Here is a 24,005-nt window from a genome sequence, read left to right as displayed (position 1 = left end):
ATCAGACAGGATGTCTGACTAAGGGACGGGGCACTCCCCGCCCCTGCGGACGACGCCGCTCCGAAGGCGGAAGCCTGAAGCGGCCAACAGCAACGTCAAGATGGATCCCGGCGTTCGCCGGGACGACGGTGACAGGGCGGACGGCGTGTCGGCCTGGATCCCGGCGTGCGCCGGGATGACGGTGACGGGTGGCGGAATGACGTGCTGCGTGCTGCTTGCAGGAATGACGCGCGGTGGCGGCGGTCAGCGCGTGAGTGCGACTAGCGCGATTGCCGCGATCAACTGCACGGCAATCACCAGCGCCAACCCGTTACGAAAGCTGCGCTTGGCCGTCTTGTGGCGGAACAACCACATCGCCAGAAGTGCGCCGGCTGTGCCACCGCACAGGGCCAAGCCGAGCAGCGTGCGTTCTGATACGCGCCGGCGGTGGCCGCCGGCGATCGCCTTGTCGTAGCCGTAAACGAGCACGGTCACCGCGTTGAACGCCAGCAACCACGCTGCCCAGGCCGGCACCGCGTGACCTCAGTCGATCGCCGTGGCGTGCGCGTGCTCGCGCGTGGCCATGAACGTCACGTCCGGCGCGCGCTCCTGCGCCAGCTGCAGGTTCACCCGCGTCGGCGCCAGATACACCAGCTGGCCGGCGGCGTCGATCGCGAGGTTCATCGCGTTCTTGTCGCGGAACTCTTCCAGCTTCTTGTCGTTGTCGCAGCGGATCCAGCGCGCCGTGGAGACGGCGACCTGCTCGAAGCTGGCATCGACGCCGTACTCGTCCTTGAGGCGGTAAGCGACCACGTCGAACTGCAGCACGCCGACCGCGCCGAGGATGAGGTCGTTGCTCATCAGCGGGCGGAAGAACTGCGTGGCGCCTTCCTCCGACAACTGCGCCAGGCCCTTCTGCAGCTGCTTGAGCTTGAGCGGATCGCGCAGGCGTGCGCGACGGAACAGCTCCGGTGCGAAGTTGGGGATGCCGGTGAAGTTCAGCGCCTCGCCTTCGGTGAAGCTGTCGCCGATCGAGATGGTGCCGTGGTTGTGGATGCCGATCACGTCGCCCGGGAACGCGCTCTCGGCGATCTCGCGGTCGGAGGCCATGAAGGTCAGCGCGTTGGCGAGCTTGACCTCCTTGCCGGTGCGCACGTGGAAGGCCTTCATGCCGGCATGGAACGCGCCCGAGCACACACGCATGAACGCGACGCGGTCACGGTGCTGCGGGTCCATGTTGGCCTGGATCTTGAACACGAAGCCGGTGAGCTTGGGTTCGTAGGCGCCGACCTCGCGGCCGGTGGTTTCGCGCGGCCTGGGCGAGGGCGCATGCTCGACGAAGAAATCGAGCAGCAGCTGCACGCCGAAGTTGTTGACCGCCGAACCGAAGAACACCGGGGTCTGCTCGCCCGACAGGTACTTGGCCGGGTCGAACGGATGCGACGCACCTTCGACCAGCTCCAGCTCGTCGCGCAGCTCCTTGAGCATGTTCTCGCCGATGCGTTCGGCCAGCGCCGGGTCGTCGATCGAGGAGAAGATCGTCGAGTCCTGGCGGGTGAAGTTGCGGCCCTGCTCGTACAGGTGCACCTCGCCTGTGACCAGGTGGACCACGCCCTTCAGGCGCTGGCCCATGCCGATCGGCCAGGTGATCGGCGCGCACTGGATGCCCAGCACCGACTCGACTTCGTCGAGCAGGTCGATCGGGTTCTTGCCCTCGCGGTCGAGCTTGTTGATGAAGGTCATGATCGGCGTGTCGCGCAGGCGGCACACCTCCATCAGCTTGATGGTGCGCTCCTCGACGCCCTTGGCGACGTCGATGACCATCAGCGCCGAGTCGACCGCGGTCAGCACGCGGTAGGTGTCCTCGCCGAAGTCGGCGTGGCCGGGGGTGTCGAGCAGGTTGACGATGCGGCCCTCGTAAGGGAACTGCATCACCGAGCTGGTCACCGAGATGCCGCGTTCCTTTTCCAGCGCCATCCAGTCCGAGGTGGCATGGCGCGCGGCCTTGCGGCCCTTGACCGAGCCGGCCATCTGGATCGCACCGCCGAACAGCAGCAGCTTTTCGGTGAGCGTGGTCTTGCCCGCGTCGGGATGCGAAATGATCGCGAACGTGCGGCGGCGGGCGGCTTCTAGGGAAACGTCGGACATGGCTTAAGCGGGCGGGTCGGGCGACCGGTCCGCGAGTCGGGAAGCGGGTGAGGCTGGCGATTATACGCGGCTACACGCGGCCTAAAGGCCGCCCCGGCCCCCGGCAATGCGCAGCGGGCCGGTCGGTCCGCGCATCCTGAACGGAATCGACTCCAGACGCATGCCCCGGTTCACCTGCACCGCGAAGTGCAGGTGCGGGCCCGTGGTGAAGCCGGTATTGCCCGACAGGCCGATCTGCTGGCCGGCGCGGACGCGCTGGCCGACCCGCACCAGCACGCCGTCGTCGGCCTTGAGGTGGCCGTACAGGGTCATGCTGCCGTCGTCGTGCAGGATGCGGACGAAGTTGGCGCGACCGCCGTACTTCTCGCGGTTGAGGCCGGCCTTGTCGAAATCCGACTCGACCTGCATCACCACGCCCTCGCGCGCGGCCACCACCGGCGTGCCGATGTCGGCGGCGAAGTCGACCGCATAGCGGCTCTGCCCGTCGTTGTGGCTGAAGTGCCCGCCGTAGCCCTGGTCGATGCGGAACGCCGCCTGCTGCAGCGGCAGCAGGTAGTCGACATCGCGCGGGCGCGCGTCGGGATCGCCGGGCAGGCTCTCCATGTTCAGTTCGAAATCGAAGCCACGTTCGGGGTCGGCCGATTCCAGCACCGCCACCAGCGCACTGCCGCGCGCGGCGACGGTGGCGCGCGCCGGCAGCAGCGGCCGTCCGACCACGTTGTCGCTGCGGCTGAAGTCCAGCTGCACTTCGATCGGACCCGACAGCCGGTTGTCGGCAAACGCCAGGAAGCGTTCGCCGTCGTTCTCGATGCGCAGGCGCGCGATCGCACTGGGCTCGGTGTAGACCGGAATCGTGCGCACCTCCGTCGGCGGTGCGTCGGGGACGTGATCGCCGTAATGGGTGATGCCACTGCGATCGGTCCAGCGGTACACCTTGGCCGCGCCCGCGCCGAACGCCAGCAGCAGCGCCGCGCTGCCGAGGATCACTGCTGCCAGGTGGCGCCTGGTTGCCATCGCGCTAGCGGGTGCAGTCCGCCGACAGGCCCAGCACGCGCACGACCTCGGACAGGTCGAAAGCCGTCACCGACTTGTCGTCGTGCACGGCGAACAGCGCGCCATCGGGAAATGCCGGCGTGGAGGCGGCATGCAGGGCGACGCCGTCGGTATGCGCGGTGACCTCGCCCTCGAAGCTGCCGCGCGGCGCCAGCGTCGCGCGGTCGAACAGGTGGAACACGGTGAGCGGCGCCAGCTGGTCGACCGCGATCCAGTAACCGTTGCCGTTCGCGCACGTCCACAAGGCCACGCCTTCGGCTTCTGCGGCGAAACTGTCCTGCGGCAGGCTGCGGCCGGTGTACTTGCCGCTGAAGCTGTACTCGCGCAGGGTCGATTCGTGGCGACGGTCTTCATCGGCGACCAGCAGGCGGTCGTTGTCCGGATCGCCGGCAATGGATTCCACCATGCGCAGGCCGGCGGCCTGCGTTGTGTCGCCGAACGATCCGCCGTAGCTGCTGCGCAGGCGTCCGTTCTGGTCGAAGTGCACGCGGTAGCGACGCACGCGCTGGTCGAGTTCGGCCAGCGGCGGCACTTCGTCGAACTTCTTGCCGTACATGAAGCTGTCGGTGACGTAGACCTCCAGCTCGCCCGGCTCGGTCTCGGTCAGCCACAGGCCGTAGGGGCTGCGCAATTCCTGGTCGCCGAAGATTCCCAGCGGCTTGAAGTCGGGCAGGGTGAAGACCTGCACGCGGTGGTTGTCGCGCTCCACCACGAAAAGATAGTCGCCGTAGACAGCGACACCGTTGGGGCGGTTGAACTCGCCCGCGGCCTGGCCTTCGCCGCCGACCTCGCGCAGGCGTTTGCCGGTGTCGGCATCGAACACCACCAGGCGGTGGGTCGACTTGGCCGAAGCGATCAGCAGGGTGCGGCCCTCTTCGCTGGTCCAGGTGGTCAGCGAATCGAGTTCGTCCTGCGGGCTTTCAGGCGCCACATAGCGCTCGGGCACGGTCAGCGTCGCCGGGGCGTTGGCCGGCGTCGTAGTCGGCAGCGCCGGCGCGGCGGCGGGCGGCGTGGTCGAGCAGGCACTGATCAGGGTCGCCAGCAATGCAGCAGTGGCGACAGTAGGGAGAAGGCGTTGAGTCATGAGCGAAGTGTATTCGCGTGGCCTTAACAATGTGGCGCCAAGACGTGACCGAAATAATAAATCGCTATATGCGGATAGAGCGATTGACAGGCGCCGACGGGGGCTGGCAGACTGCGGCCATCCATCGAGACCGGCAGAGGGACAGGCCCTTTGAAGCCGGGGCAACCCAACCCACCAACCCCGCATGCGCAGGGACAGTGAGGTGAAGGTGCCAATTCCTGCGACAGGCGTCCGCGCCGGTCGGAAGATGGTTGTGAGTGCGCCCCGCCGATCGATGGCCGGGGCGCTTCGCGACTCGCAGGCTCGATGGCCCCGTCACTTCGGATGCCCGCCATGAGTCTCGCCAACGCCCCCACCACCACCCACGAACACGACACCGCGGCGACGCTGGATGCCATCGCCCATGCCGCTGCCTGGGTCAAGGGAGCCAAGTCCGCGGTCGCCGCCCCCGCGGTTGCCGCCGAGCGTGGCGAGTGCACGATCGAATTGCTGTTGCGCCATGCCGGCCGCCAGCGCCTCGCCCTGCGTTACGAAATCGTCGGTGACCGCACGTTGCCGGCGGTGTTCGTCGCCGGTGGCATCTCCGCGCACCGGCATGTCACCGCGACCGCGGCATTTGCCGAGGCCGGCTGGTGGCAGGGCCAGGTCGGCGAGGGTCGTACGATCGATCCGCGCCAGCACTGCGTGGTCGCCTTCGACTGGCTCGGCGCCGACGGCAGCCTCGATGCCCCGATCGATCCGGCCGACCAGGCCGATGCGATCGCCGCGCTGCTCGACGTGCTCGACATCGATCGCCTGCAGGCCTTCGTCGGCTGCTCCTACGGTGCGATGGTCGGACTGCAGTTCGCCGCGCGTCATGGCGAGCGCCTGCAGCAGCTCGTCGCGATCAGCGGCGTGCACCGCGCCCATCCCTACGCCAGTGCCTGGCGCGCGTTGCAGCGGCGCGCCGTCGCGCTCGGCGCGCTGCAGTGCGACGAGACCCACGGCCTGGCGCTGGCTCGCCAGCTGGCGATCCTGAGCTACCGCACGCCGGAGGAATTCGCTGCCCGTTTCGACGCCGCCCAGGTCAGCGATGGCCGCGTGCGCGTGGGTGCCGAGGACTACCTCGATCATTGCGGTGCGACGTATGTCGAGCGCACCTCGCCGACGGCCTACCTGCGTCTGTCCGAGTCGATCGACCTGCAGGCGCTCGACCCCGGTGCGATCCGCCTGCCGGTGACCGTCATCGCGGTCGCCGAGGACCGGCTGGTGCCGCTGTCCGATGCCTACGATCTTGTCGAGCGCCTGCGCGGCGAGACCCGCCTGCGCGTGCTGCGTTCGCTGTATGGCCACGATGCGTTCCTGAAGGAGGAGGCCGAAGTCGCCGCCGTCCTGCGCGAGGCGCTCGAAGACTGCGTTGCCGATGCGCGCGCGGAGGTGCTGGCATGAGCACCCGCAGCCGCTGTACCGCCGCCGTCCGCGCCGGCATCGACCGCGACCCTGCATTCGGCGCGGTCACGCCTCCCATCGTGCTGTCGTCGAACTTCAGCTTTGCCGGCTTCAACCAGAAGCGTCAGTACGACTACACCCGCAGCGGCAACCCGACCCGCGACCTGCTCGCCGACGCGTTGAGCGAACTGGAAGGCGGCGCCGGCGGCGTCGTCACCGCCACTGGCATGGGCGCGATCACGCTGTTGCTGCACGCGCTGCTCAAGCCCGGCGACCGCCTGGTGGTCCCGCACGACGGTTACGGCGGCAGCTGGCGCCTGTTCAATGCACTGGCCGCCAAGGGCGCGTTCGAGCTGATCACCGCCGACCTCACCGACCCGCGCTCGCTGACCGATGCACTCGCCACCGACCCGGCCGTGGTCTGGATCGAAACGCCGTCGAACCCGCTGCTGCGCATCACCGACCTGCGCTTCGTGATCGAGGCCGCGCAGGCCAAGGGTGCGTTGACCGTGGTCGACAACACCTTCCTGTCGCCGGCACTGCAGCAGCCGCTGCAGTTCGGTGCCGACTTCGTCCTGCATTCCACCACCAAGTACATCAACGGCCACAGCGACGTGGTCGGTGGCGCCGTGGTTGCGCGCGATGCCGAACAGCACCAGCAGTTGGTCTGGTGGGCGAACGCGCTGGGCCTGACCGGCTCGCCGTTCGACAGCTTCCTGACCCTGCGCGGCCTGCGCACGCTGGATGCGCGCCTGCGCGTGCACCAGGAGAACACCGAGGCCGTGGTGGCGCTGCTCGACGGCCATCCGGCGGTGCGCACCGTGCATTACCCGGGGCTGGAATCGCATCCGGGCCATGCCCTGGCGGCGCGGCAGCAGCTTGGATTTGGCGCAATGCTCAGTGTCGAGCTCGAAGGTGGCGAGGAAGCAGTACGCGCTTTCGTCGACGGACTCGAGTGCTTCACGCTGGCCGAATCGCTTGGCGGTGTCGAGAGCCTGATTGCCCACCCGGCGACGATGACGCACGCGGCGATGTCGGCCGAGGCGCGCGCCGCGGCCGGCATCGGCGACGGCCTGTTGCGCCTGTCGGTCGGCATCGAGCATGCCGACGACCTGGTCGCCGACATCGAAGCCGCGCTCGCCCGCGCCGAACTCGCCGTCGCCACCGCCGAGCGCGCCAAACGATGAGTGCGGCCGCGCTGGACGTCGCCAATGTGGTCGTCGCCCGCGCCGTCGTCGCGCAACCGCGCCATGCCCAGGCTCGGGTCGCGCTGCTAGGCACTGGCACCGTCGGCAGCGCCGTGCTGCAGCGGCTGGCGGCATGGCAGGGAAGTCACCTCGGCCAGCGCCTGCAACTGGTGCATGTCGCCAACTCACGGCAGTCGGCCAGCGACCGTTCCGGGCTGGCGCCGGCCGAAGCGGCGCAACGGCTTGCGCTGGCACCGCAGCGCAGCTCGCTTGAAACTATCGAAGCGGCACTCAAGGGCGAAGGTGCGCGCATCGTCATCGACGCCACGGCCAGTGAAGTGGTCGCCGAGCGACACGCGCATTGGCTGCAGCAAGGGATTCATGTTGTCACCGCATGCAAGATCGGCCAGGGCACATCGCTGTCGCGCTGGCGTTCGATCCGCACCGCCGCGGCGATTGGCAATGCCGGCTACGGCGACAGCGCCACGGTCGGCGCGGGATTGCCGTTGCTGCGCTCGCTGCGCGAGTTGCAGGCCGGCGGCGACCGCATCCATTCCATCGCCGGCGTGCTGTCGGGATCACTGGCGTGGCTGTTCAACCATTACGACGGCATGCGGCCGTTCTCGGCGCTGGTGCGGCAGGCGCGCGATGCGGGCTACACCGAGCCCGATCCGCGTGACGATCTCTCCGGCGAGGACGTGCGTCGCAAGCTGCTGATCCTCGCGCGCAGTGCGGGCGTCGAACTCGACGCCGGCGATGTCGAAGTCACCTCGCTGGTGCCGCCGGAACTCGCAATCCTGTCGCGCTGCGCACTGGACGCCGCCTTGCCCGCGCTCGACGCGCCGTTGCGCGATCGTTATGCCAGCGCCTACAAGCGGCACGAGAAGCTGCGCTTCATCGCCCGCCTGGAGGACGGCGTCGCGCGCGTCGGTCTGGAGTCTCTGCCCGCCGATCATCCGCTGGCCGGCGGCGCTGGCACCGACAACCGCGTGGCGATCTGGTCGGACCGCTACTGCAACCAGCCGCTGGTGATCCAGGGACCGGGTGCCGGTGCCGAAGTAACCGCGGCTGGCCTGCTGGACGACGCACTGCGCCTGACCAGCCGCTAAGACCAAAAGCGGGGTCAGAGTACCTTTTCTCCGAAAATCGGGGTCAGAGTACGTTTCCTCCTCCCCTGATCCGTTAGCGGCTGGAAAGGTACTCTGACCCCGTTTCTTGGACCTTTTCACCCGCGCGGTCGTATCGTATGCCGCACCCGCCATCCGGACGCCCGCCATGAACTCCCTGCTCAAGCTGTCCGTCGCCGGCTTCATCGCCGCCGCCGCTTTCGCCGCACCGACCTACGCCGCGCTCAAGGCCGGCGCCAAGGCTCCCGATTTCACCGCGCCGGCCTACCTCGCCGGCGAGCCCTTCACCTTCAAGCTCGCCGACGCCCTGAAGAAGGGGCCGGTCGTCGTCTACTTCTTCCCGGCCGCGCACACGCCGGGCTGCAACCTCGAGGCGCACCTGTTCTCCGAGGCGGCCGGTGAGTTCAAGAAGCAGGGCGCGACGCTGATCGGCATCACCGCAGGCAACACCAGCGAGCTGGCCGCCTTCTCGAAGGAAACCGAGCATTGCGGCGGCAAGTTCCCGGTCGCCGCCGACAACGGCGCCAGGATCGCCAAGCAGTACGACGCGATCCTGGCGCAGAAGCCGGAGTGGTCCGATCGCACGTCCTACGTGATCTCGCAGCAGGGCACGATCGTGCATGCCTATTCGGAGCTCAAGCCGAATCAGCACGTCAAGGAAACCCTCGACGCGGTCAAGGCGCTGAAGAAGTAACCATCGCTTCGCTTCAGGCCCGGGGCAGCAGGTCTGCCCCGGGCATCGCGACTCAGAACTCCTTGCGCAGCTCCAGATCCCACGAGCGCGGCTCGCCGAGATAGGCCATGTCGTTGCTGATCGCATAGGCGATGAAGTCGCGGTCGCCCAGGTTGCGCCCGCGCACGGTCAGGCTGGTGGCCGCGTCCAGCTGCCAGCGCAGGTGCGCACCGAACACACCGTATCCAGCCGCCTTGGTCGTATTGGCCGAGTCGGCGTAGCGCGAAGAGAGCGCGCGCAGGTCGATGCCGGTCGTCCACTGCGGTGCGAATGCATAGTCCAGCCACAGGTTGGCGATCCGCGAGGGCGTGTTCGTCGGACGATTGCCGGCGCGCGACACCGGTACGCCACCGACGTTCTCGTAGAAGTCGTCGAGCGTGGCATCGACCCAGGCCAGATTGCCCTCGATCGACAGATCCCGCAGCGGCTTCAGGCCGAAGGCCAGCTCGACACCACGCGAGGACTGCCGGCCCACCGGGAGCGTCTGCCCCGGGTTGGCCGGGTCGGTGATCGCCAGGTTCTCGCGCACGATCCGGTACGCGGCCAGCGTGGCGTAATTGCCGGCATCGGCGGATTGGAACTTGGCTCCGACTTCCTCCTGCCGACCGGTGCTCAGGTCGAAATCGCGCAGGGTCGCGAAGTTGGCCGTCGTCAGGATGCCTGCGGGCGGATCGGCGGAAGTAGCGACCTGCACGTACGTGCTCAGGCCTGGTGTCCACGCGTAGTCGAGCGCGACACGTCCGGTGGTCGGCGAGTAGTCGTGCTGGAAGCGCGCCGGGTTGGTCGCATTGATCGCGCGATGGTTGACGACATCCAGGTCGATCCAGTCATGGCGCAAGCCCGTCAGCAGCGACAGCTCAGGGGTCAGCCGTGTCAGGTTCTCGACGAACAGCGCCTGCGTGTGCAGCCGGTTGGTGCGGTCCGGGCGATAGACCTGCTCGGCGCCCGGCACGTCGAAGAAGCTGCCCGGCGTGATCGCATCGATCGCCACCGTGTCGACCACGCCCGGCAGCGACAGCGGGAAGCGCGTCTGCCGGTTGTAGCTGACGTCGACGCCGGCACTCCACTGCGTCGACAGCGTGGCCAGCGTGCCGTCGTGCGACCACTCGACGCGGTCGCCGAACAGTTGCTGGTCGTGCCGTTGCAGCAGTGCACCGGAGCGGACCACGCCCTGGCGGTCGGGCGTCAGGCGGTACGACTCGACGTTGCGGTAATCGCGCAGCGCATCGTAGTGGTACAGCGTGTTACGAAGCTGCGTGCGCTCGGACACCTGCCATTCCAGCAGTGAGCGCGCCCACAGCACCTTCTGGCCGTAATGTCCGTCGGCGACGTTGTAGTTGCTCGTGCGTGTGGCATCGAGGACTCGCAGGTGGCCGTCCTGGCGGTATGCAGGCGTGCCCCAGTACGGACGCTCGCTGTTTTCGTCCTGGTACTCCAGCGCGAGGGTGTGGCTGACGGTGTCGCTGATCTGGTCGAGCCACGACAGCGCCAGCGTGGCCGCCTCACGCCGGTTGCGATCGGCCCAGCCATCGCTGTGCGACCACGCCGCGTCGGCGCGGATGGCGTTGTCGCCACCGATGCGCTGATTGGTTCCACCCGCGATCACCGCACTGCCGAAGGAGCCGGCGGTGGCGAGTAGCTGCGTGCTGTCGCGGTCGAGCCGGACCACCTTGCTGACGTAGTTGATCGAGCCACCCACCGCGCCGGCGCCGTAGAGGAAGCTCGACGGGCCGCCGATGGCCTCGACGCGTTCGTAGATCCAGCCATCGACCGGGCGCGCGGCGATCGCGTCGTACTGCACGCCGATGCCGTTGAACAGCCGGCTGATCTGCGCGCCGGAGAATCCGCGCCAGGTCACCGCGTTGCCGTTGCCCGGCGGCGAGGCCACCGCCAGGCCGGGAATGCCAAACAGCGCTTCCTGCGTATTGCGGACGCCGCGGTCGTCCATGGTCGAGCGGTCGATGACGGTGATCGATGCAGGGGTTTGCTGCACGGACAGTTTCAGGCGCGTGCCGGCGGCGGCGGAGGCGTCGAGTGGATCGGCCATTGCGGCGACTTCGATGCGATCGAGCGTCCTGGCATCACGGTTGGTATCACCCATGGCGTCATCGGCTTGGGCAATGAGCGGTAGCGCGCAGGCGAGCGCGGTCGAGATCGTCGCGCACAGGCGCGACGAGCGGAAATGGGAGGACATCGAAAACTCCAAAGCACAAGAAGCACGCGGCGTCGCCGCATGCAGGGATCAGGAAGGCGTCTTGTGTTTCAGAGGGCGAGCGGTGGCCCGCGCGAGCCCAGTCCGCAGGGATGCCAACGTGCCCACGGCAATGGCGTCCGCCGCGGGGGCGCCTGCCTTTGCCGTGCGGGCGCGGCAAAGGCGAACACCACGCACAGCGCCAGCGCGACCAGGGAGTTGAGCACGGGGCAATAGGCGCAGTCCTGCATCGGCAGGTCGCCACCGGGCTTGGGCGCGATCGGATCGATCGGGTTGGCGTCTCCCGCCGACACCTTCACCAGCTTCAGGCCGGCCATGGTGCACATCTGCGTCCAGACGCCGCCGTCGCGGGCGCCGGATACCCCCGCCAGCAATCGTCCGACCGTCGGCATGAGCAGGAGCAGCAGCATGGCGGCCAGCGCCAGCAGGCTCATTCGGCGGTGGAAGGCGGGGGCGCGCATGGGGTGCGTATTGTAAGGGACCCTCCGGGCGGCGTTGCGGAAAATCTCGCCTCATTGACAAGGTGATCCGCGAGGTCCCGACTGAGCGCACGTTCCGGGCGCCCTTATCAAGTCTCCCGGCGAATCAGTCTGCACCGTCGTGCGCAGCAGCCCCGGCACGGCCGGGGCTGTCGGGCGTGTTCATTCGAGCAAGCCGTCTGTATCGCGCCAATGCATCCGAACGACTAAGGGCTTGCGCTCTGGTAGTTCCCGACCAGGCTCGCGCCCGAGAACCCTGCGACTCTCGAGAAGTTGTGCACGCGCACGTAGTAGGTGCCCGCTTGTGGCGCCGCAAACGCGCACGTTTCCCCTACGCTGGCAGCCCTGTACGGTCGACAGTCGTAGCTGGTCTCGGTCGGCTGACTTCCGAACTTCACGTACAGATCGGCATCCCCGTCCCCGCTGTTCGGGGAAAGATCGAATTGAAGGTTGGTCGCACCGGCTGGCACCGTCATGGTGAAATCCAGCCACGCGCTCGCCGCGCCTTCGAGCCCCGTCTTCGCCATGCCTCGAATGAGAGAGTTGGCCGGCGGCAGCGGGAGCACCGCATCCACGGCAGCTTTCGCATTCACGATGCCCGGTCCGATCGGCTGCGACGGGATCGCCGGAAACGGCGTGGCCGTCGACTTGAGCAACGCCTCGATCTGCGCGGGCGACTTCGGCGTGTCCGCCGCCGCCTGCATCAACGCGACCACACCGGCCACGTGCGGGGCCGCCATCGAAGTGCCGCTGAAATTGGCATAGGCTTCGCTGCCAGGGGTGGTGGTGCCGGAGTTGAGCGTGGACAGAATGTTCGCACCTGGCGCAGCGATGTCGATCAGTGAGCCGTAGTTGGAGGAGCTCCAACGCTCGCCAGTGCTCGTGGTGGCAGCCACCGCTATGACGCCACTGCAATTGGCCGGGAAATGAGATGCGACGTCGGTGTTGTCGTTGCCGGCCGCCACGACGATTGTCGAACCCAGGCTCGCGGCCTGGTTGATCGCGTCCTGCATCGTCGTGCCGCAGGTGCTTTGGCCGCCGAGGCTGAGATTGAGTACCTCCGCCGGGTTCCCGTTCGCGGGCACGCCTGCCACCGCGCCGCCAGCCGACCAGATTATTGCGTCGGCGATGTCGGAGTCATAACCTCCGCATGCACCCAATACACGCACCGGCACAATCTTCGCGCCGTGCGCCACGCCCGCCACGCCCTTGCTGTTGTTGGTCACCGCGGCAATCGTGCCAGCCACGTGGGTGCCATGCCAGTTGGACGGCTTGGCACCGCACCAGTTGCCCGGATCACTGGCATCGCTATCCCGGCCATCGCCATCGTTTGCCTGGCTGAGATCGCTGACAAAGTCATAACCCGGTAGCACGTTGGCGTTGAGGTCGCTGTGGTTGGTGATGCCGGTGTCGAGCACCGCAACCACGACGCCTGAGCCGCTGGTCACGTCCCACGCCTGGTCGGTCTTGATGCCGTACGTACCCGAGTAACCCCACTGTGAACCGTATTGTGGATCGTTGGGGGAGAGCGCTTCCTGGGCGAGATTGTCAACCTCGATGTAGTCCACATCCGGATTCGTCGCGATCTGCTGCATCAGCGTTTGCGCGTCAACGCGGTCCAGCTTGCGATCGGCCGTGATCACGTCCGCGCCGTTGAACGTGCGACGAAGTTTCCTCACGCCAAGCGCCTTGCCGTGGGCGCTGCTGCTGGCGGCCGATTCCAGGCTACGACGCTGCACAGCCGCATCCTTGAACGTGGCCGAATTGTCGTGATAGCGGACGATGAATCGGTTGTAGGTTTGGCCTTGCTTCAATCCGGAAACATTGACCCTGGGCGCCGACATCGCAGCGGTGGACATGCCAGCAGAGGCGAGGAGGATTGCGATCGACACGCACAGACCGCGCTGTCTTCGGTAACGGAACCCGTTGTGATTGGGTAGCATCCTTGAACTCCTGTTAGTGCAACTCAAGGCGCCAGCATCGTGCAGGCGCGCTTTCATGATCGCGCCGGTCAATGAATGCGATAAGGGGAATTTCTCGCAGGCATTCCGAGAGTCATCCGCGAAGAAGTCGCGATGCGCTCACGCGCAAGCCTGCATCGTCCACGCAAAAAAAAAAGCGCCGATCAATCGATCGGCGCTGAGGGTAGAAACCCGAGGACGTTCTGGAGAGAGTGTCTACTTGAGCCCGTTGCTGATCGTGTTCACCAGCGTGCCCTGTGCATCGTCTCCGCTGAACTCCCAGAAGAACGCGCCACCCAGGTTCTGTGCCTTCACGTAGCCCATCTTCTCGGTGACCATGGCCGGCGTGTCGTAGCTCCAGAACGTGTTGCCGTCGTACTTCCAGGTCGCACGCGCATTGGCATCGGTGTAGACGGTGCCCGGGCGGTCCTTGAGCACCTTGAAGTCCTCGTTGCCGGCTTCATACGTGCCAGGCGCCGCGGTACCGCTCTGGTACAGGCCGTTGTTGACGTTCGGCACGCCGGTCCAGCCGCGACCGTAGAAGCCGATGCCGATGTTGAGCTTGGAGGCGGGTGCGCCACGGCTCAGGAACGCCTCGATCGCATCGTTGCTGTTGTAGAACTTCTGGTCGCCCGTGGACGGATCATTGGGCGAGTCGAACAGCGACGAGTGATGGTTGGTCTGCGGATCCCACGTGCCGTGGAAGTCGTAGGTCATCACGTTGATGTAATCGAGGTACTGCGAGTAGGCCGCCGGGTCGGTGACGCGGACCTTGTCGACGCCGGCGCCGGCCGCGATGGTCAGCAACAGGCCCGGCCGCACCGCGTCGAGCTGGCGGCGGAACTCGGCCAGCAGCGCGGTGAAGTTGGCGTTGTCGGCGGGCGTGCCGCAGCTCAGTCCGCAGGCCACCGGGTACTCCCAGTCGATGTCGATGCCATCGAACACGCCGGCCGCCGCGCCCGGGCCACCGGCACTGTCGGTCACCGGCAGGTTGCCCCTGATGTAGGCATCGATGCAGGAGGCGACGAAGGCCTGGCGGTTGGCCGGGCTGGCAGCGCTGGAGAAGTTGCGCGAGTACGTCCAGCCGCCAAGCGAGATCAGCACCTTCAGGTTCGGGTACTTGGCCTTGAGCTGCTTGAGCTGGTTCCAGCTGCCACGCAGCGGCTGGTTCCAGGTATCGGCGGTGCCATTGACGCTTTCGCCCGCGCCGAACGACTTGGTGTAATCGGCGAACGCATCGCCGCCGACGCCGGTGTTCTGGTCGGTGGGTTGGGTGACGCCGACTTCGCAGCGATTGTTGCGGACGTTGCCGAAGGCATAGTTGATGTGCGTCATCTTCGCCGCCGAACCGCTGGTGTCGATGTTCTTGACGCGGTAGTTGCGGCCGTAGATGCCCCACTGCACGAAGTAGCCGATCACCCGCTTGTTGCCACCGCCACCGCCGGTGAGCGTGGTCGCGCTAATCGCGGCACTTTGCGCCGAGGCGTTGGCGGGACTGGCGTTGTCGCGTGCGCGAACGGTGAACGAGTACGTCGTGTTCGCCGCCAGGCCATTGCTGGTGTAACTGGTAGCGGTGGGTGAGGCGACGAGGCTGCCGTTCCTGTAGACGTCGTAACCGGCCACGCCGGTGCCACCGGTGTTGTCGGTGGAAGCGTTCCAGCTCAGGCCGATGCTGCTCGACGACAGCGCGCTGGCGGCCAGTCCGGTCGGCACGCTCGGCGGCGTGGTATCGACCGGCGGCGTGCCGGTAATGGTGATGGTGCTGGTGGCCGACGTCGTACTGGCGCCCTGGTTGTCGGTGGCGACGGCCTTGAATGCGTGCGTGCCGGTGCTGGCGTTGCTCCAGGTCACCGTGTACGGCGCGCTGGTGTCGACACCCAGCGATGCCGTGCCGCGGAAGAACTCGACCTGGCTGACGCTGCCATCGCTGTCACTGGCATTGGCGCTGACGGCGATATTGCTGCCGGCGGTGAAGCTGGCGCCGTTGCCGGGCGCGGTCAGGCTGATGCTTGGCGGCTGGTTGGTTCCACCGGTGCCGCAAACGCCCAGGTCCGTGTACCAGCCGCAGGTGGGACAGTGGGTAGGCGGCGCGTTCCAGATCTGGATGTTGGCCTGGTAAAGATGGTTCTGGTAGACGAGCTTGTCGCCCGGGTTGTAGATGGTGGAAGCAGTCCACGCCGGCACTGCCGCGCAGGACGCGGACTGGGCCTGGGCCGTGGGCAAGGCCACGAGTGCGAGCATGCCGGACAGCAACAAACCGGCGGGTCGTGCAACTTTCCCTGGTGCGTATTTCACGAGCATCCCTCCCATACGAGATTGACCACCACACATGCCGGCCCTTCCGGGCTGGCTCCTATTTCCTTGCAGAAGTGGATGCGGCGACGCGGCAGTGCCTGCGTGCGCGGGGCGAATGAAGGTGCTGATCCGATCCTTGTTGATCCAACACGCTTCGCCTCCGGGAAGGTCGACGGCCTCGGGCCGTGCGTCTGTTGACAACGTTGTCAGATCAGGTCAGGGCGAAATGTGTTGCTCCGCACATTTTTGTCGGGGCGGATGGCCGTGGCGACGAACGGCTGGAGACGTCCTGTTTCGGATCGCAGGACAGACGGTGTTTTAACAATTGTCCTGCGGACAATCTGGGCGGCCGACGGACACGCGGTCCTACTTCCGCAGATCGGCCACCGCTGCGGCTTCGACTGGCTTTGCCTGCCCGCCATGCCGCTGCCTCAGCCAAGTAGCGAGCTGGGCGACCTGCGAATCGTCGAGGTCGTCGCCGAAGCCGGGCATGTCCTGCATGCGGGCCAGGCCGGGAAAATCGTGCTCGGGCAATCCGTCGAGGATCGCGACGATCAGGTTGTGCGGGTTGCTGTCGTGCACCGCGGTGTTGCGCCGCAGGCTCACGGCGACATTGGGTACGCCTTCGCCATCGCGGCCATGGCAGCCGGAGCACAGGTCCAGGTAATGGCGCTGCCCCGGGCCCGCGGCGGTCGCGGCAGTGCTCACCGTCTTCGGCGGCAGCGGGGTGTCGCCGAGCAGGTACACCGTGATGGCACGGACGTCATCGCGGCGCAGGCGACTGGTCGAGAGGCTCACCACGCGCAGCATTTCATCCGACGCCACTGCCTGCGCGCTGACGCCGGTTGCCAGGTACTGCTGCAACGACGCCGCGTCCCAGCCGCGTGCGGCCAAGCCCTGCGGCGTGATGTCGGGCGCGGCGAAGCGGCCAAGCTTGCTGCTGCCAGCGAGCGGCCTGTCACGATCGATCTGGCCGAGGCTGCCGCGCGGGCTGTGGCATTCGCCGCAGTGGCCCAGGGTCTCCACCAGGTAGTGCCCGCGCTTCCAGTCGGCACTGCTGCCCTGCGACGCGGAACGCACCTCGGGCCGGGCGAACAGCAGGTTCCAGCCGTGTATCGCGGTGCGGATGTTGGCGGGGAAGTGCACGCCGTTCCTGCGGTTGGGTACGTTCATCGCCGGCTGGTTCATCACGAAGGCGTAGATCGCGTCGCTGTCGGCGCGCGTGATCGTGCGGTACGACACATAAGGCATCGCCGGATACAGCTGGTGGCCGTCGCGCGCCTCGCCATGGGTCAGTGCGTGGAAGAAATCGTCGGCGGTGTAACGGCCGATGCCGTGCTCGGCGTCGGGCGAGATGTTGGTGCCATGGATGGTGCCGAAGGGCGTGTGCAGCGGCAGTCCGCCGGCCAGCGGCGCGCCGTCGTACGCGGTGTGGCAACCGGCGCAGTCCGCGGCATCGGCAAGGTAGCGCCCGCGCTCGATCTGCTCGGGGGTGGCAGCGAACTTCTGCAACGGTCCGCGGTTGGACCACCAGCGCGAGATCCAGCCGATCAGCAGCACGACCAGCAAGATCAGCAGCAGCCAGGCGACGATCCGCCTCCAGCCGACGCGGGTCATGGCGCACGCTCCTTGTTGACGCCGCGCTCCTGACCAGCGCGCTCCTGACCAGAGTGAACCAGTCCCGGCGTCGCCAGCACCACGGCCTTGACCGCCTGGTAGTAACGCACGTAGCCCGTGCAGCGGCACAGGTGCGGATTCAGCGCCTCGCTGATGGTGTCCTCGACCTGGTCGGCGTTGATCGGCGACTTGCGCAGGCGCTCCAGCAGCACGGTGGCGGCATTGACGAAGCCGGGCGTGCAATAGCCGCACTGGAAACTGAAGTGGTCGAGGAAGGCCTGCTGCACCGGCGACAGTTCGACGATCGTGCCCGCCGCATCACGCCTGGCGTGGCCTTCGACGGTGCGGATGCGCTTGCCTGCGAAATAGTGCGCGCCGGTGATGCAGCTGCGTACTTCGCGCGGGCCGCGCTCATCGTCGACGATCACCGTGCAAGCGCGACAAACGCCCTGGCCGCAGCCCAGGCGCGTGCCGGTCAGTCCCAGGTATTCGTGCAGGACATCGAGCAGCATCATGTCCTCGGGCACTTCGATCGGCCCGTGGCTGACGCCGTTGATCTGCAACGACAGCGGCCGGAGCCTTGCCGGAAGCGTGCTCATGCCGTCTGCTCCTGCACGCGTCCCGTGCTCAATGCGGTGCGGACCTTCTCCGCGGTCACCGGCAGTTCGCGAAAGCGCAGGCCGGTGGCGTGGGCGATGGCGTTCACGATCGCTGGCACCACCGCGATCATCACCACCTCCGCCATGCCCTTGGGTGGATCGCTGGACGACAGCGCCGGCAGCACTTCGCCGGTCTGCTTCCACACCGCGACGTCGGCGGCGCGCGGCAGCGTGTAGCGGTTGAAGTTCCACGTGCCGTTACCGGGGCCGTCTTCGTACAACGGCAGGTACTCGTGCAGGGCGTGGCCGATGCCCATCGCCAGGCCGCCCTGGAGTTGCCCGGAAACCAGTTCCGGCACAATCGCGTTGCCGCACTCGAGCACGGAGTGGTGGTTGAGCAGCGCTACCTTGCCACTGGCAGTGTCCACCGCCACTTCGGCGATCGTGCCGATGGCGCTGTAGTAGACGACGCCGGCGTTGTTGCGCTGGGTCGGCGGGTAATGGGCACGGGTGCGTTCGATCATGCGGTAGCCATTGGCGGTCGGCGTTCCCTTGCCGCTGCTGCCATCCGCGCCCCAGCGCAGTGCGATCGCGTCCAGCGGCAGTCGCGCGTCTTCGCCGTCGAGCGGGAACTCCGCCTCGGCCCATTGCCAGCGATTGAAGGTGTGCACGATCGCGCCGGTGGCCAGGCCCAGCTCGTAAGCCTTGGCGGCGATCTGTTGCAAAGGCAGCCCGACCAGCCCGCCGGCGGTGAGCCGGCCATCGACCCAGTGCGCGTCTTCGCGCCGCACCGACAGCGGCGCCAGTTGGCCGCCGCCGAATCCCTCGGCCCAGATCGCCTTCGCTGCCGGCCAAAGGCCCTGCGTGAACAACAGGCGCGCCGCTTCGCGCGTGGCATGGCCGAAGAAGTAGGCCGAGTTGCTGGCGCTGCTCGGACTGACGAGGTTCGGTGTCCAGCGTGGATTGCCGACATTGCGGTCCTGTTCGGACTGCTGCATCAGCCACGGATCGCCGGTGGCGATCATCGGCAGTTCCGGCCACGCGGTCTCGCCGGTGCGCACATCGTCGGCGGGTTTGCCCAGCCACGGGATGCACAAGGCCGACTGGCTGGTGGCCATGCCCGTGCCCATGTCGACGCCGATATGGCGCAGCAGCAGGCGGCCGTCGGGCGCGAGCGACACCTCGACGAACGCGGCCTCGGCACCGGTGCCGAAATCTTTCTGCACGCAGCCGAAGCCGACGCCGTAATGCTTGCCCGGATGCGCGGCTTCGTACTCGCGCTTGCGCTTGTCGCGATCGCGCCACAGCGGGTGCGCGCGGCAGCGCGCCAGCACTTCGTCGGCGCGCTGCGCGCCGCCGGGGATGGCGCCCTGGGTGTTCTTCATGCCGGAGGTGAAGACGTTGCGCTGGCGCAGCTCGATCGGGTCGAGCCTGAGTTCGGCCGCCACCTCGTCGACCAGCATCTCGGTCGCCCCCATGCTCTGCAACGTGCCGTAGCCGCGCGCCGATCCCGCATCGAGCGCACGCGAAGCGATCACGGTGCTGGCCAGATCGCTTTGCGGGAAGTAATAGATCGATTGCGCCGCCGTTGCCGCGACCAGGCACACCGACGGTGAAAAGTTCTGGCGACCGCCGCCATCGCCGACCATGTCGCCCTGGAAGATGCCGAACTTCCCGGTCTTGCGGTCGACCGCGATGCGATAACGGATGCGGAAACTATGCCGCTTCAGGCTGGCCTGGAACTGCTCGTAGCGGTCGTTGGCCAGCCGCACCGGCCGGCCACCGCCGTACAGCCCGGCCATCAGTGCGTAGAACGGAAACGGGTTGTGGTCCTTGGAGCCGTAGCCAACCGTGTAGCAGGGGTGCAGCACCAGGTTCTTCACGCCCAGCCCGCTCGCGGCGAGCATGCGCGGACCGTCCGCCGCGATCTCCTGTGGCGACTGCGTGGCAACTACCAGGTGCAGTGTCGCGGTGGCGGCATCGAACCAGGCGTTGCCGTTGTCGAGTTCGAGCGCGGCGGTGTCGATCGACTGCGAGAAGTATTCCCGCTGCAACACCAGCTGGTCTGCGCCGGGCGCATCCAGGGCCGCGGCGATCGCGGAGGCGTGGGCGGCACCCTGCGCGTCGAGCCCGCCGCGCGGATTGGCCTGCGGCCACTGCGGCCGCTTCTTGCTGTAGGCGGTCGGGAACAGCGGCGTGTCCTTGAGGCTGGAATAGGCATCGTCGTCGAACGCGGTCGCGCCACCGACGCGCACATAGCGGAATGCTGCCCAAGGGTCGCGTTCAAGCGGACCGGTGACAGCGCCGTAGCGGATGATGTCGTCGCGGAACTTCAGTGCGGTCTTGGCGGCGCGAAAGCGCGGAAAGTCATGCCAGACCAGCAGCGCCACCGCATGGCCCAGGTAGGCCGGCGTCTTGCCTTCGGGCAGCAGCATGTCTTCGCCGTAGAACGGCGGGAACTGCACGCCGTCGCGTTGCAGGTCGGCGGCGGTGACGATGCGGTCGGGCCGCAGCGCGTCGCCGAGGATCGACAGGTCGAAGCCGGCATAGGCGCGGTCGGCATGGGTGACCCGCAGCAGCATTGCGTGTGCCTGCTGGTCCGGCCAGCCGGGCAGGTCGCGGCCGCGCATGTCGAAGCTGAAGACTTTTTCGCCGGTTACCTTGGCGGTGGCATCGGTGCGGTAACGGATCTTGCCGGTGCCCGGATCCCACGGCAGCGGCCGGTTCCGCTGCTTCTCGAACAGCGCCGCAAGCGCGGCACTGCCGGGTGCCGCGATGTAGACGCTGATGCCGGCGACCACGGAGCATTTGAGGAAGTCGCGGCGACTCAGGTTGGCTGGCATGGGCTGGCACTCCGGCTGGCCGGGCCGATGCTAACCGCGCGAGTCTTGTCGCGATGTGATTGCCGCGATGTGATTGTCATGGCGCCGACCGCGAAGGTCGGCGCCACGGGGTCGGATGAGAACTACCTCAGGCCGGCGCTGATGGCGTCGACCATCGTTCCGCGTGCGTCGTCGCCGCCCAGCTCCCAGAAGAACGCGCCGCCGAGGTTCTGCGCCTTGACGTAGGCCATTTTCTCCGTGACCAGCGCAGGCGTGTCGAAGGACCAGAACGTGTTGCCGTTGTAGATCCACTGCGCGCGTGCATCGGCATCGACATGGCTCGGCCAGCCCAGGCGGCTGAGCAATCGCCAGTCCTCGATGCCCGCCTCGTAGGTGCCGGGCGCCGCCGTGCCGCGCTGATACAACCCGTTGTTGAGGGCCGGCACGTGGGTCCAGCCGCGGCCATAGAAGCCGATGCCCAGGTTGAGCTTCGCCGCCGGCACGCCGCGCGACAGGAACGCTTCGATGGCGTCGTTGCTGTTGTAGAGGCTGGCATCGCCGGTGGACGGATCAGCTGGCGATGCGAACAGTGCGGAGTGATGGTTGGTCTGCGGTTCCCACGAGCCGTGGAAGTCATAGGTCATCACGTTGATGTAATCCAGGTGCTGCGCGTATGCACCGGGGTCGGTGACGCGGATCTTGTCGATGCCGGCGCCAACCGCGACCGACAGCAGCAATCCGGGGCGTTCGGCATCAAGCTGGCGCCGGAACTCCGCCAGCAGGGCGGTGTAGTTGTCCCGGTCTTCCGGTGAGCCGCAGGCCAGGCCGCAAGCGACCGGGTATTCCCAGTCGATGTCGATGCCGTCGAACACGCCGCGTGCCGCGGCAGGGCCGCCGGCGTAGTCGGTTTCCGGCAGGTTGCCCTTGATGTAGGCATCGATGCAGGACGCGACGAAGGCGACGCGGTTCTCCGGGCGAGCGGCACTGGAGAATCCGCGCGACCAGGTCCAGCCACCGAGCGAGATCAGCACCTTAACGTTCGGGTACTTTGCCTTGAGCTGCTTGAGCTGGTTCCAGTTGCCGCGCAGTCGCTGGTTCCAGATGTCGGATCGGCCACTCACGCTTTCGCTCGCGTCGAAGGCCCGGGTGTAGTCGGCGTAGGCATCGCCGCCTGCGCCGGTGTCGGGGTCGGAGGCCTGGGTGACGCCGACTTCGCAGCGGTTGTCGCGAACATTGCCGAAGGCGTAGTTGATGTGTGTCATCTTCGCCGCCGAGCCACTGGTGACGATGTCCTTGACCAGATAGTTGCGCTCGTAGATGCCCCATTGGGTGAAGTAACCGACCACGCGCTTGCGGGCGTCGGGACCTCGGAACGCCTGCGGGGCCACGCCGGAATGAATGGCGTTGGCGGCAACGGTCTGGGCTGGCGCCACCGGCGCGACGGCAATGCCGAGAAGGATGGACAGCAAAACGACGGTTGTAACTTTCCCTGCCTGTAATCTCATGACTTGCTCCATGTTTGAGATGGCCACGCGCGACCGGTCGCCCCGTTGCAGGGCGACACAAGGCGATGCGAGTGAAGGATCAGGTCAACCGACCGGCGGCGCCGGTGGCCATCAACCAGGTCACTGGATGCGCGACGATGATCCTGGGATTTGTAACGCGGTCGCGCGCGGCGTTCCCTACCGGAGTGACAACAGATCGCAATCTGTTGTTTTTATCGGCGACTGTAGAATCGATCCGGTTTTGCTACTGGTGCATCCGGCCCGCGCAGAGGCGGGCGCAGCGTCAGCACTCGATCACGTTGACCGCGAGTCCGCCGCGCGAGGTTTCCTTGTACTTGTCCTGCATGTCACGACCGGTGTCACGCATGGTCTTGATGACCTTGTCGAGGCTGACCTTGTGCTTGCCATCGCCGCGCATCGCCATGCGGCTGGCATTGATCGCCTTCACCGCGCCCATCGCGTTGCGCTCGATGCACGGAATCTGCACCAGGCCGCCGATCGGATCGCAGGTCAGGCCGAGGTTGTGCTCCATGCCGATCTCGGCGGCGTTCTCGATCTGGCTGGAGCTGCCGCCGATGGCGGCGGTGAGGCCGGCTGCGGCCATCGAGCAGGCCACGCCGACTTCGCCCTGGCAGCCGACTTCGGCACCGGAGATGCTGGCGTTTTCCTTGTAGAGGATGCCGACCGCGGCGGCGGTCAGCAGGAACGTGCGCACACCCTGGATGTTCGCGCCCGGGCAGAAGCGGTCGTAGTAATGCAGCACCGACGGAATGATGCCGGCCGCGCCGTTCGTCGGCGCAGTGACCACGCGGCCACCGGCTGCGTTCTCTTCATTGACCGCCAGTGCGTACAGGTTGACCCAGTCGAGCGTGGTCAGCGGATCGCGCATGGCCGCTTCCGGGCGCGAAGTCAGCTCGGCGTGCAGGGTCGGCGCGCGTCGCGATACATGCAGCCCGCCGGGGAGCGTGCCGTGCGCGCGGATGCCGCGGCCGACGCAAGCCTGCATGGCTTCCCAGATTTCGTCGAGGCCGGCATCGATCTCTTCGGCCGTGCGCCAGACCTTCTCGTTGGCGTACATCATCTGGGCGATGCTCAGGCCGCTTTCTCGCGCCTGCGCGAGCAGTTCGTCACCGGAGCGGAACGGGTAGGGCTGTTCGGTCTCGTCGGCAACGATGCGATCCTCGGCTGCTTCGTCCTGGTTGACGACGAAGCCGCCACCGACGGAGTAGTAATCGCGCGTGGCGATCACGTTGCCGTCGGCATCGAAGGCGGTGAAGCGCATGCCGTTGGTGTGGAACGGCAGCTTCTGGCGCTTGTTCATGATGAGGTCGTGCTTCTCGTCGAAGCTGATCTCGTGCTGCCCGTGCAGGTTGATGCGCTTGCTGTTGCGGATGCGCTCGAGGGCCGGCGGAATGATGTCCGGATCGATCTGGTTGGGCAGGTGGCCTTCCAGGCCCATCAATACCGCCTTGTCGGTGCCGTGGCCGCGGCCGGTCAGGGCGAGCGAACCGAACACTTCAGCGCGGATGCGGGCCGTGCGCTGCAGGTCGTTGCCGGCATCGCCATTGCCGCCTTCGACCAGCCAGCGCTGGACGAAGCGCGCGGCCGCGCGCATCGGGCCTACGGTATGGGACGAACTCGGACCGATGCCGATCTTGAACAAGTCGAAACTGCTGACGGCCACGTGGGGCTACTCCGGCGGGATGCGCGCTGACAATCCGGCTATTCTACGCGCCCCGGCAGGACGGCCCGGCCATACCCTGCCGAATGCCGATG

General features: G+C 67.0%; 17 protein-coding genes and 1 riboswitch. Of the genes, 4 read left to right on the top strand and 13 right to left on the bottom strand.

Translation table 11 applies throughout. The annotated features are described in order from the left end of the window. Positions 1–243: 243 nt before the first annotated feature. The 4 genes from AC3A3Q_RS03535 to AC3A3Q_RS03520 all read right to left on the bottom strand — a co-directional run bounded on the left by AC3A3Q_RS03535 (position 244) and on the right by AC3A3Q_RS03520 (position 4,264). On the bottom strand, positions 244–513 hold the full coding sequence (locus AC3A3Q_RS03535) for a DUF1294 domain-containing protein (protein ID WP_487584899.1): 270 nt from the start codon (positions 511–513) through the stop codon (positions 244–246). A gap of 9 nt (positions 514–522) precedes the next feature. After that, on the bottom strand, positions 523–2,127 hold the full coding sequence (locus AC3A3Q_RS03530; protein ID WP_487584898.1) for a peptide chain release factor 3: 1,605 nt from the start codon (positions 2,125–2,127) through the stop codon (positions 523–525). Between the two features lie 81 nt (positions 2,128–2,208). Next, complete coding sequence (locus AC3A3Q_RS03525; protein ID WP_487584897.1) at positions 2,209–3,141, bottom strand: peptidoglycan DD-metalloendopeptidase family protein; 933 nt, start codon at positions 3,139–3,141, stop codon at positions 2,209–2,211. Positions 3,142–3,145: 4 nt separating this feature from the next. Next, the gene (locus AC3A3Q_RS03520; RefSeq protein ID WP_487584896.1) at positions 3,146–4,264 is read right to left on the bottom strand and encodes a phytase; all 1,119 of its coding nucleotides are present in this window, start codon (positions 4,262–4,264) and stop codon (positions 3,146–3,148) included. Between the two features lie 118 nt (positions 4,265–4,382). Continuing rightward, positions 4,383–4,518: riboswitch (SAM riboswitch) on the top strand. Positions 4,519–4,597: 79 nt separating this feature from the next. On the opposite strand from AC3A3Q_RS03520, the gene metX reads away from it, so the two are divergent. The 4 genes from metX to AC3A3Q_RS03500 all read left to right on the top strand — a co-directional run bounded on the left by metX (position 4,598) and on the right by AC3A3Q_RS03500 (position 8,700). Next, entirely contained in the window at positions 4,598–5,692 is a 1,095-nt protein-coding gene (metX, locus tag AC3A3Q_RS03515; RefSeq protein ID WP_487584895.1) for a homoserine O-succinyltransferase MetX, read from the top strand. After that, entirely contained in the window at positions 5,689–6,879 is a 1,191-nt protein-coding gene (locus tag AC3A3Q_RS03510) for an O-succinylhomoserine (thiol)-lyase (RefSeq protein ID WP_487584894.1), read from the top strand. The genes metX and AC3A3Q_RS03510 overlap by 4 nt, the downstream gene beginning before the upstream one ends. Beyond that, positions 6,876–7,988 (top strand): homoserine dehydrogenase family protein, encoded by a 1,113-nt coding sequence (locus tag AC3A3Q_RS03505; protein WP_487584893.1) that lies wholly within the window; start codon positions 6,876–6,878, stop codon positions 7,986–7,988. The genes AC3A3Q_RS03510 and AC3A3Q_RS03505 overlap by 4 nt, the downstream gene beginning before the upstream one ends. Positions 7,989–8,154: 166 nt before the next feature. Beyond that, positions 8,155–8,700 carry a peroxiredoxin gene (locus AC3A3Q_RS03500; protein WP_487584892.1) on the top strand — a complete coding sequence of 182 codons (546 nt, stop codon included), beginning with the start codon at positions 8,155–8,157 and terminating at the stop codon, positions 8,698–8,700. A 52-nt stretch (positions 8,701–8,752) separates the two neighbouring features. Here AC3A3Q_RS03500 and AC3A3Q_RS03495 read toward each other — a convergent pair whose 3' ends face one another. From AC3A3Q_RS03495 to AC3A3Q_RS03455, 9 genes are all read right to left on the bottom strand, one after another. Further along, a complete protein-coding gene (locus tag AC3A3Q_RS03495) occupies positions 8,753–10,933 on the bottom strand; it encodes a TonB-dependent receptor (RefSeq protein ID WP_487584891.1) in 2,181 nt (726 codons plus the stop codon). Between the two features lie 68 nt (positions 10,934–11,001). Continuing rightward, positions 11,002–11,412, bottom strand: a complete 411-nt coding sequence (locus tag AC3A3Q_RS03490; protein WP_487584890.1) for a DUF2946 family protein — start codon at positions 11,410–11,412, stop codon at positions 11,002–11,004. Positions 11,413–11,636: 224 nt separating this feature from the next. Continuing rightward, positions 11,637–13,373: a S8 family peptidase gene (locus AC3A3Q_RS03485; RefSeq protein WP_487584889.1), complete on the bottom strand. Its 1,737-nt coding sequence runs from the start codon at positions 13,371–13,373 to the stop codon at positions 11,637–11,639. A 234-nt stretch (positions 13,374–13,607) separates the two neighbouring features. Beyond that, a complete protein-coding gene (locus tag AC3A3Q_RS03480) occupies positions 13,608–15,632 on the bottom strand; it encodes a glycosyl hydrolase family 18 protein (RefSeq protein WP_487584923.1) in 2,025 nt (674 codons plus the stop codon). A gap of 420 nt (positions 15,633–16,052) precedes the next feature. Beyond that, positions 16,053–17,303, bottom strand: a complete 1,251-nt coding sequence (locus tag AC3A3Q_RS03475) for a c-type cytochrome (protein ID WP_487584888.1) — start codon at positions 17,301–17,303, stop codon at positions 16,053–16,055. After that, positions 17,300–17,902: a (2Fe-2S)-binding protein gene (locus AC3A3Q_RS03470; protein ID WP_487584887.1), complete on the bottom strand. Its 603-nt coding sequence runs from the start codon at positions 17,900–17,902 to the stop codon at positions 17,300–17,302. The genes AC3A3Q_RS03475 and AC3A3Q_RS03470 overlap by 4 nt, the downstream gene beginning before the upstream one ends. Beyond that, the gene (locus AC3A3Q_RS03465; protein WP_487584886.1) at positions 17,899–20,745 is read right to left on the bottom strand and encodes a xanthine dehydrogenase family protein molybdopterin-binding subunit; all 2,847 of its coding nucleotides are present in this window, start codon (positions 20,743–20,745) and stop codon (positions 17,899–17,901) included. The genes AC3A3Q_RS03470 and AC3A3Q_RS03465 overlap by 4 nt, the downstream gene beginning before the upstream one ends. A gap of 122 nt (positions 20,746–20,867) precedes the next feature. After that, a complete protein-coding gene (locus AC3A3Q_RS03460; protein ID WP_487584922.1) occupies positions 20,868–22,124 on the bottom strand; it encodes a glycoside hydrolase family 18 protein in 1,257 nt (418 codons plus the stop codon). A 388-nt stretch (positions 22,125–22,512) separates the two neighbouring features. After that, positions 22,513–23,913, bottom strand: coding sequence for an L-serine ammonia-lyase (locus tag AC3A3Q_RS03455; protein WP_487584885.1), 1,401 nt, complete (start codon positions 23,911–23,913; stop codon positions 22,513–22,515). Positions 23,914–24,005: the final 92 nt, after the last annotated feature.

It is taken from the genome of Lysobacter sp. Soil_C_59, assembly GCF_057656415.1.
The sequence above is the reverse complement of the archived record's forward strand: the minus strand, read 5'-3'. Positions and strand labels throughout refer to the sequence as shown.

Bases quoted from the DNA above. Each gene is read 5' to 3' on its own strand.
- AC3A3Q_RS03530 (WP_487584898.1), bottom strand. From the start codon at position 2,127: ATGTCCGACGTTTCCCTAGAAGCCGCCCGCCGCCGCACGTTCGCGATC.
- AC3A3Q_RS03525 (WP_487584897.1), bottom strand. From the start codon at position 3,141: ATGGCAACCAGGCGCCACCTGGCAGCAGTGATCCTCGGCAGCGCGGCG.
- AC3A3Q_RS03520 (WP_487584896.1), bottom strand. From the start codon at position 4,264: ATGACTCAACGCCTTCTCCCTACTGTCGCCACTGCTGCATTGCTGGCG.
- metX (WP_487584895.1), top strand. From the start codon at position 4,598: ATGAGTCTCGCCAACGCCCCCACCACCACCCACGAACACGACACCGCG.
- AC3A3Q_RS03510 (WP_487584894.1), top strand. From the start codon at position 5,689: ATGAGCACCCGCAGCCGCTGTACCGCCGCCGTCCGCGCCGGCATCGAC.
- AC3A3Q_RS03505 (WP_487584893.1), top strand. From the start codon at position 6,876: ATGAGTGCGGCCGCGCTGGACGTCGCCAATGTGGTCGTCGCCCGCGCC.
- AC3A3Q_RS03500 (WP_487584892.1), top strand. From the start codon at position 8,155: ATGAACTCCCTGCTCAAGCTGTCCGTCGCCGGCTTCATCGCCGCCGCC.
- AC3A3Q_RS03495 (WP_487584891.1), bottom strand. From the start codon at position 10,933: ATGTCCTCCCATTTCCGCTCGTCGCGCCTGTGCGCGACGATCTCGACC.
- AC3A3Q_RS03490 (WP_487584890.1), bottom strand. From the start codon at position 11,412: ATGCGCGCCCCCGCCTTCCACCGCCGAATGAGCCTGCTGGCGCTGGCC.
- AC3A3Q_RS03485 (WP_487584889.1), bottom strand. From the start codon at position 13,373: ATGCTACCCAATCACAACGGGTTCCGTTACCGAAGACAGCGCGGTCTG.
- AC3A3Q_RS03480 (WP_487584923.1), bottom strand. From the start codon at position 15,632: ATGCTCGCACTCGTGGCCTTGCCCACGGCCCAGGCCCAGTCCGCGTCC.
- AC3A3Q_RS03475 (WP_487584888.1), bottom strand. From the start codon at position 17,303: ATGACCCGCGTCGGCTGGAGGCGGATCGTCGCCTGGCTGCTGCTGATC.
- AC3A3Q_RS03470 (WP_487584887.1), bottom strand. From the start codon at position 17,902: ATGAGCACGCTTCCGGCAAGGCTCCGGCCGCTGTCGTTGCAGATCAAC.
- AC3A3Q_RS03465 (WP_487584886.1), bottom strand. From the start codon at position 20,745: ATGCCAGCCAACCTGAGTCGCCGCGACTTCCTCAAATGCTCCGTGGTC.